At 64.4% G+C, this 8033-nt stretch carries 8 protein-coding genes and 1 pseudogene; 3 read left to right on the top strand and 6 right to left on the bottom strand.

What is annotated here, in order from left to right; genetic code table 11:
* From ACFOKJ_RS12760 to ACFOKJ_RS12750, 3 genes are all read left to right on the top strand, one after another.
* On the top strand, positions 1-424 hold a 424-nt coding region (locus ACFOKJ_RS12760; RefSeq protein ID WP_390280157.1), incomplete at its 5' end, for a TIM barrel protein.
* An 84-nt stretch (positions 425-508) separates the two neighbouring features.
* On the top strand, positions 509-1435 hold the full coding sequence (locus ACFOKJ_RS12755) for a sugar phosphate isomerase/epimerase family protein (protein ID WP_390280170.1): 927 nt from the start codon (positions 509-511) through the stop codon (positions 1433-1435).
* Between the two features lie 71 nt (positions 1436-1506).
* Positions 1507-2679, top strand: a complete 1173-nt coding sequence (locus ACFOKJ_RS12750; protein WP_390280168.1) for a Gfo/Idh/MocA family protein — start codon at positions 1507-1509, stop codon at positions 2677-2679.
* 270 nt (positions 2680-2949) lie between these two features.
* Here ACFOKJ_RS12750 and ACFOKJ_RS12745 read toward each other — a convergent pair.
* From ACFOKJ_RS12745 to ACFOKJ_RS12720, 6 genes and pseudogenes are all read right to left on the bottom strand, one after another.
* Positions 2950-3152: pseudogene (locus tag ACFOKJ_RS12745) on the bottom strand (IS5/IS1182 family transposase); the annotation flags it as partial.
* A 54-nt stretch (positions 3153-3206) separates the two neighbouring features.
* The gene (locus ACFOKJ_RS12740) at positions 3207-4220 is read right to left on the bottom strand and encodes a Gfo/Idh/MocA family oxidoreductase (RefSeq protein ID WP_390280166.1); all 1014 of its coding nucleotides are present in this window, start codon (positions 4218-4220) and stop codon (positions 3207-3209) included.
* A 144-nt stretch (positions 4221-4364) separates the two neighbouring features.
* Positions 4365-5351, bottom strand: coding sequence for an inositol 2-dehydrogenase (gene iolG, locus ACFOKJ_RS12735; protein ID WP_390280164.1), 987 nt, complete (start codon positions 5349-5351; stop codon positions 4365-4367).
* Positions 5352-5591: 240 nt separating this feature from the next.
* On the bottom strand, positions 5592-6605 hold the full coding sequence (locus ACFOKJ_RS12730; protein WP_390280162.1) for a Gfo/Idh/MocA family oxidoreductase: 1014 nt from the start codon (positions 6603-6605) through the stop codon (positions 5592-5594).
* 92 nt (positions 6606-6697) lie between these two features.
* The gene (locus tag ACFOKJ_RS12725; RefSeq protein WP_390280160.1) at positions 6698-7516 is read right to left on the bottom strand and encodes a TIM barrel protein; all 819 of its coding nucleotides are present in this window, start codon (positions 7514-7516) and stop codon (positions 6698-6700) included.
* A 93-nt stretch (positions 7517-7609) separates the two neighbouring features.
* Positions 7610-8033: TIM barrel protein (locus ACFOKJ_RS12720; RefSeq protein ID WP_390280157.1), on the bottom strand; the 424-nt coding region annotated here is incomplete at its 5' end.

The following is an 8033-nucleotide window of genomic DNA, read 5'->3' as shown; positions in this document are numbered from 1 at the left end:
GGAAGACTGGGTGGAAACGCTGGCTCCGGCGCTGGACATCGTGCGCGTGCTCGGCTCCCGCCACGTCAAGCTGTCCTACATCGCCCCGCACACCTTCTATTACGGTGACGACATGGCCGCCATGCTGCGCGAAGCCGCCCCGGTGCTGGCGCATGTGCGCGTGGCCGACACCTTCAACCACAAGGCCAGCTCGCAGCTGCGCTACATCGTCAACCCGCCCGGCTCCAGCCACATCCGCGTGCACCAGCACCTGGACATCGGCCAGGGCGAGATCGACTGGGACCTGTTCTTCGCCACCCTGGCCGACATCGGCTTCGACGGCGTGTTGTCGTCCTGCGTCTTTGCCTGGGAAGAACGCGCCGATGAATCGTCGCGCTTCATGCGTAGCGAGATCCAGCGCTACCTGACCAAGTACAGCCGTTAATAACCCATCCCGTTGCGCCCACCCCGTCGCCGCCATGTGGCCGCCACGGGGCAGGCCCCGCTTTGCCCGATACAAGGAGACAACATGACTATCAAGATTGCCAGCGCCCCCTGCTGTTGGGGTGTGGACGACGTGAACAACCCACACCTGCCGCCGTGGCAGCGGGTGCTGGAGGAGGCCGCACAAGCCGGTTACAAGGGCATCGAGCTGGGGCCTTACGGCTACATCCCGCTGGACGTGGAACTGGTGGGCAATGCGCTGCACCGCCAGCAGTTGCACATTGTGGCCGGCACCATCTTTGACGACCTGGTGGCGGCGGCCAACCTGGACAGCCTGCTGCAGCAGACCCGCGACATCTGCCGCCTGATCACCCGCCTGCCGCGCCCGCCGCAGGCCGATGGCCAGAAGTTCGCCGCACCGTATCTGGTGGTGATGGACTGGGGCCACCCGGAACGTGATTTCCAGGCCGGCCACAGCGAGCGCGCGCCGCGCCTGAGCCAGCAGGACTGGCAGCGCATGGTGGCGCACATATGCCAGATCGCCGCCGTGGCGCAAGCCGAGTTCGGCGTGCGCACCGTGATCCACCCGCACGCCGGCGGCTATATCGAGTTTGCCGACGAGATCCTGCAGATCCTGGCCGACATTCCCTACGCCGAGGCCGGGATGTGCCTGGATACCGGCCACCTGTACTACTCCGGCATGGACCCGGTGCAGTGGCTGCGCCAGCACGCCAGCCGACTGGACTACATCCACTTCAAGGACATCGACCTGGACGTCTACCAGCGGGTAATGCAGCAGCACATCGCGTTCTTCGACGCCTGCGCCCAGGGGGTGATGTGCCCGATCGGCAAAGGGGTGATCGACTATCCGGCGATACGCCGGCTGCTGGATGACATCGGCTACCACGGCTACATCACCATCGAACAGGAACGCGACCCGCGCAACGCCGACAGCAGCCTGCGCGACGTCACCGCCAGCCTGCAGTACCTGCAACAGGCGGGCTTCCACTGACATTTGACATCACAAGCGGCCAGCCGCCGCGCCACGGCGCAAGGTTGGCCGCAGACAAAGGAGACAGAAACATGATCAACGGAGCAAAACTCACCGCCGCGCCGATTCGCTGGGCGATGGTCGGCGGTGGCCAAGGCAGCCAGATCGGCTACATTCACCGCAGCGCCGCGTTACGCGACAACGTGTTCCAGCTGGTAGCCGGCGCCTTCGATATCGATCCGCAACGCGGCCGCGATTTTGGCGTCAGCCTGGGGGTGGAACCGGCGCGCTGCTACGCCGACTACCAGACGCTGTTCGCCGAGGAGGCCAAGCGCCCCGACGGCATCCAGGCGGTGTCGATCGCTACGCCTAACGGCACCCATTTCGCCATCTGCAAGGCGGCATTGCTGGCCGGGCTGCATGTTGTATGCGAAAAACCGTTGTGCTTCACCACCGCCGAGGCGGAGGAGTTGCAAACGTTGGCCGCTAGCCGCGGCAAGATAGTTGGCGTTACCTACGGCTATGCCGGCCACCAGCTGATCGAACAGGCACGGCAGATGATCGCCTCCGGCGAGCTGGGCGAGATCCGTATCGTCAACATGCAGTTCGCGCACGGCTTTCACAGCGCGGCGGTGGAAGAGGCCAACCCGGCTACCCGCTGGCGGGTAGACCCGAAACTCGCCGGTCCCAGCTATGTGCTGGGCGATGTTGGCACTCACCCGCTGTACCTGTCGGAGGTGATGCTGCCCGAGCTGAAGATCAGCCGCCTGCTATGCAGCCGGCAGAGCTTTGTCGCCAGCCGTGCGCCGCTGGAGGACAACGCCTTCACCCTGATGCAGTATCACGGTGGCGCGGTGGGGACGGTATGGTCCAGCGCGGTGAACGCCGGCTCCATGCACGGGCAGAAGATTCGCGTCATCGGTGCCAAAGCCAGTCTGGAATGGTGGGACGAGCGCCCCAACCAGTTGAGTTTCGAGGTGCAGGGCAAACCGGCGCAGGTGCTGGAGCGCGGCATGGACTACCTGCATCCTGCGGCGCTGCACGACGACCGCATCGGCGGCGGCCATCCGGAAGGACTGTTCGAGGCATGGTCCAACCTGTACTACCGCTTTGCGCTGGCGATGGATGCCAGCGACCGTGACGACCAGGCGGCACTGGCTACCATCCGCTACCCGGACATCCACGCCGGGGTGGAGGGAGTGCGCTGGGTGGAAAACTGTGTGCGTTCTGCCGACGCAGGTGGGGTGTGGGTGGACTATCGCTAGCAATACGATGGGATACTAAAAATTCATCCATAAAGCATGTTTCATCCATGGGTGAAGAAGGCATAAAAGCCCCCCAATTGCTGGGGGGCTTTTTTTGTAAAGATAAGCTGATATCGCCTGAAGGCCGGCCAACGTTGCCTGGCAGCATAGTTGTGCGCAACGACTGGCTTACACTGATTTTCGGATACGGTCCATTCGATCAAGATCATCTAGCCGGGCTTTGTTGCATAAATCAGTCGTAGCTTGAACTGCCCCCATTCTCAGACGGACTTATCCCATACGAATCGTTTGCGGCGTGCCCAGCGCTGTAAACAGATTCAGAATCGCTGCGCAGATTTGAAGCTCCGTCACCTGCTGGTCAAAGTCCCGCGACTTGATGTGGTCGGCCAGCAATTTGAAACAGTGCTTCTTCATTTAGAGCAAGCTGCGACGATGATAGCCACGCCACTTTTCCACAGCGTTCGTCCCAGATGATTCAAGGTATCTGGCAAATATGGACGATCCAGTCCTGCAGGTTGGGGGCCACTTTATAGCGATACGGCCTCGCCGCTGCGGAAGGCCTGGGTGATGGCCAGGCCGATGCGGGTGGCCTCACGCGCGTCGGCCAGCGTAACCGGCGACGGGCGGTTGTCGCGGATGGTGTCCACGAATACCTGCGCCTCGGTGACGAAGGCCTCGGCAAAGCGCTGGTAGAAGTCCTGCACGCATTCGTTGCGCACGCCGTGGGCATCGCTGATCTCCACCCGGTTGGCGCGCGGGTTCGCGCCCACGCTCAGCCTGCCTTCGGTGGCGAAAATCTCGGTCAGCGTTTCGTGGCCGTGGGCCTGGGTGCGCGAGGCGTAGAAGCAGGCCAGCTGGCCGCCCTCGAACTCGCACATCGCCACGCCGTTATCCACGTCCTGGTGCTCGGCCAGTGCCGGGTGCAGCGCATTGGTACCGGTGGCCCACACCCGTTTCGGCTTTGGGTTGCCCAGCAGCCAGCGTGCCAGGTCGATGTCGTGGATACTGCAGTCCATGAAGATGCCGCCGCTGCTGGCGGAGAAGCGCACGAAGAAGCCGCTCTCGTCGTTGCGGTCGCAGGTTTGCGAGCGCAGCAGGTAGGGGCGGCCGACGCTGCCGGCGGCCAACTTGTCGGCGGCGTCACGGTAGCTGGCGTCGAAACGGCGCACGAAGCCGATCATCACCTTCAGCTGTGGGTGGCGCGCGGCTTCTGCTTCCACCGCCAGGCAGTCTTCCACATTCAGCGCCAGCGGCTTTTCGCAGAACACGTGCTTGCCGGCCCTGAGCGCGGCAATGATCTGCTCGGCATGCAGCGAGGTAGGGGTCACCAGGAATACCGCATCAACCTGGCTGTCCCGCAGTACCGCCTCGTAATCCTGATACAGGGTGACGCCGGGCAGGGCGGTGGCGGCCCAGTCGCGCTCTTCTGCTACCGGGCTGCAGGCGGCTACCAATTGCGCGCCGTGGGTTTGCTGCAGGTTGGCCGCATGGCGACGGCCAAGGCGGCCGAGGCCGATGATGGCGAGACGTACTGTAGTCACGAGTCTGTCCTTATGCATGAGGCGCCATGCCTGCTTGCGGCAAGCCCGGCACAGCCGTTCCTATCGTCCTTGAGCGGCGATGCAGGCCGCTGGCACGCGACCGTGCCGGGCTTGGCTGAGGGTGCAAGCAGGTATGGCAATGATTTACAGGGCGATGACGCGGCCTTCCTGCCACGAGCGGGTGGCGGCGTCGGCCAGCTCCAGCGCCTTCACGCCATCCTGTACCGTGGTGCGCGGGGTCTCGCCCTGGGTGATGACGCGGAAGAAGTGCGCCATCTCGCCGGCGTAGGCGGCCTGGTAGCGCTCCAGGAAGAAGTGTTCCGGCAGGTCGGTGCTGACCTGCTTGCTGCCAAAAGCGGTGACTTCGGTCGGGCGGTGGTTGCCGGCCTGCAACATGCCCAGGCTGCCCTGCACCTCGAAGCGCTGGTCGTAGCCGTAGGCGGCGCGACGGGTGGTGTTGATCTGGCACAGGCGGCCGCTCTTGGTGCGCAGCGTCACCGCGGTGCAGTCGGCATCGCCGGCATCGGCAATGGCCGGATCGGTCAGCACGCTGGCGCTGGCATGAACGCTTACCACTTCATCGGCCAGGATCCAGCGGCAGATGTCGAAATCGTGAATCAGCATGTCCTTGAAGATGCCGCCGGAGCGCTTGATGTAATCCACCGGCGGGGCGCCCGGGTCGCGGCTGGTGACGATCAGCATTTCCGGGTTGCCGATCTCGCCGGCATCGATGCGTGCCTTCACCGCGGCAAAGGTCGGGTCGTAGCGGCGCTGGAAGCCGATCAGGCACGGCACCTTGGCCGCAGCCACGGCCGCCGCGCAGTCGCGGGCGCGGGCCAGGTCCAGATCGACCGGCTTCTCGCAGAAGATGGCCTTGCCGGCGGCGGCGGCGCGCAGGATCAGCTCGGCATGGGTGTCGGTGCTGCTGGCAATGATGACGGCGCCGACACTGCTGTCGTTCATCGCCGTATCGATGTCGGTAACCGTGGCGCCGTATTGCTCGGCCAGTGCGGCGGCAGAGGGGGCGTGGGTGTCCACCACGTATTTCAGGCGCACGCCTTGGTGCGCAAACAGGTTGGCCGCGTGGATTTTGCCGATACGGCCAGCGCCGAACAGGGCTACGTCGATCATGGTGTTCTCCGTGTTGTAGGTTGGTCGCCTGTCTGTCGGAAACACCGGCAGCGCTGGCGATCTGGTGGCACCCGTGCTGGGAGGCCAATTGCCAACGCAGTATAAGATTAGAAATTAATTTCTCAAATAATATTTCACTAGAAAATTTTTTGACGCATTGGCTTGTGCCATGCCTGCAACAGCGCGCCGGCTGCCGTCACCCTGACAGTGATCGTGCGGCAGCCGGCGGCTGTGTTTCGCTTAGCGCGGGTAGAACGCCGGGCGCTCGCCCATGCTGATGGCTTCCACCTGGCGGGTTTCCTGCGCCTTGACGCAGGCATCGGCGGCCACCGCGGCGGCGTAGCCGTCCCAGGCCGACGGGCCGGTGAGCTGGCCGTCGCGGATGCCGTTGATGAAGCCCTGCAGCTCCACGTCGTAGGCGTCGATGAAGCGCTGTTTCCAGTCGGTGAGGATGGTAGTGCCCAGGCGCGCGTCGCTGCGCAGCAACACGCTGGCCGGCTCCGGTAGATTGGCCACGCCGCTTTCGCCTACTACCGAGCACTGGATGTCGTAGCCATACTGGCAGTTGACGAAGATTTCCACGTCGATGCGCACGCCGCGGGTGGTTTCCAGCAGTACGATCTGCGGGTCGGCCAGATGCGAGCTGGCGTGGCTGGTCTTGCGCGGGAACACCACCTGCGCGGACACATAGTCGTCGTCCAGCAGCCAGCGCAGTACGTCCAGCTCATGGATCAGGGTGTCGGTAATCGCCATCGGCGTGGTGTAGCTGTCGCCCACGCTCGGGTTGCGGTGCGCGCAGTGCAGCATCAGCGGGGCGCCGATGCGGCCGCTGGTAATCACCTCCTTCAGCGCGCGGTAGCCGGCGTCGTACGGACGCATGAAGCCGACCTGCACCAGGCGCTTGCCGTGGGCGATCTCGGCGTCGACGATGCGGCGGCAGCCTTCGGCGGTCACCGCCAGCGGCTTCTCGCAGAACACCGGCTTGCCCTTGGCGATGGCGGCCAGCACGAACTCTTCATGCGTCGGGCCCCAGGAGGTCACCAGCAGCGCCTGTACCGCCGGGTCGGCGATCAGGGCGTGGGCATCGGTATGCACGATGGCATCCAGCTGGTAGCGCGCCACGGTGTCGCGCGCCTGTTGCGGGTTGATGTCGTTTACCGCTACCACGCGGGCGCCGGACAGCGCCTGGGTGATTCTGCGGATGTGGTCCTGGCCGATGGCTCCGGTGCCGATTACGCCGATTTGCAGTGTCATGATCTGGTCTCTCTCTATGTCGTTGCTGTGGTTGTTGCTGTCGGGGTCAAGGTTGGCCGCAAGGCTTGCGGCCAACCTTGTGCGGTTGCGGTTCAGCTCAGCGAGTGGCGGATGTAGTCCATGCTGCTGCGCAGCAGGGCCTCGCTGTCGCTGGCTTCCATGATCTCGGCGGCAAACGGCTCGAACGACACCACGCCGTCGTAGCCGCGCTGCAGCAGGATGGCCAGCTGGCGCAGGTTGCCCAGGCGGTCGGCATCGCCGACCAGCACGCGGTGGCCGTCGCGCATCTGGTTGTCGGCCAGTTCGGTCGATTCCACGCCGGAGATGTGCACCAGGCCGGTCAGCTCCGGGTAGAAAATGTCTTCGCCGGACAGGTGATGGTGGAAGGTGTCGTGCACCAGCTGGTAGTGGCGCTCGCCGGCAGCGTCAAAAATCGCCTTCACCGCGTCGGACTTGCGGCGCAGCGAGCACTCCTCGAAGCCCAGCGGCTCCACCAGGCCGGTAATGCCGTGGTCGTCCAGGATCGGGCGCAGCTGTTTCAGTGCGTTGACCAGGTCGCTGTAGCGCTCGCTGGCGCTGCGCTTGTCTTCCCAGCTGTTCAGCGGGCACATCACCAGTGCCTCGGCGCCGCAATCACGCGCATAGGCGGCCAGCTTTACCGCCCGCGCCTGCAGGTCGGCATCGAACACATCGAACGGGTACAGCGCGTTGATGGAGCGAATGCGGATATTGGCCGCCTGCGCCGCCTCGCGGATGGCGAGCGGGCTGGTGCCGTCGCTGATCTCCACGCCGTTCAGGTCGTTGCGGATCTCGATGGTGGACACGCCCAGACGCTGGCACATGGCCAGGTAGTCCTGAAACGACAGGCGCGGTGCGCTGATGCGGTTGATGGCAAAGTCGATGCGGCTCATGGTTGATGTCTCCTTCTGGTTTTTCGGGCAAAGCGGTGGCTGCCCCGTGGCGGCCACATGGCGGCGACGGGGTGGGCGCAACGGGGTGGGGTATTAACGGCTGTACTTGGTCAGGTAGCGCTGAATCTCGCTACGCATGAAGCGCGACGATTCATCGGCGCGTTCTTCCCAGGCAAAGACGCAGGACGACAGCACGCCGTCGAAGCCGATGTCGGCCAGGGTGGCGAAGAACAGGTCCCAGTCGATCTCGCCCTGGCCGATGTCCAGGTGCTGGTGCACGCGGATATGGCTGGAGCCGGGCGGGTTGACGATGTAGCGCAGCTGCGAGCTGGCCTTGTGGTTGAAGGTGTCGGCCACGCGCACATGCGCCAGTACCGGGGCGGCCTCGCGCAGCATGGCGGCCATGTCGTCGCCGTAATAGAAGGTGTGCGGGGCGATGTAGGACAGCTTGACGTGGCGGGAGCCGAGCACGCGCACGATGTCCAGCGCCGGAGCCAGCGTTTCCACCCAGTCTTCC

The sequence above is a fragment of the Vogesella amnigena genome, assembly GCF_042648905.1.
Classification (GTDB): Bacteria; Pseudomonadota; Gammaproteobacteria; order Burkholderiales; family Chromobacteriaceae; genus Vogesella; species Vogesella amnigena.
Note: the sequence above shows the minus strand (reverse complement) of the source record. Positions and strands in the feature narration are given on the sequence as shown.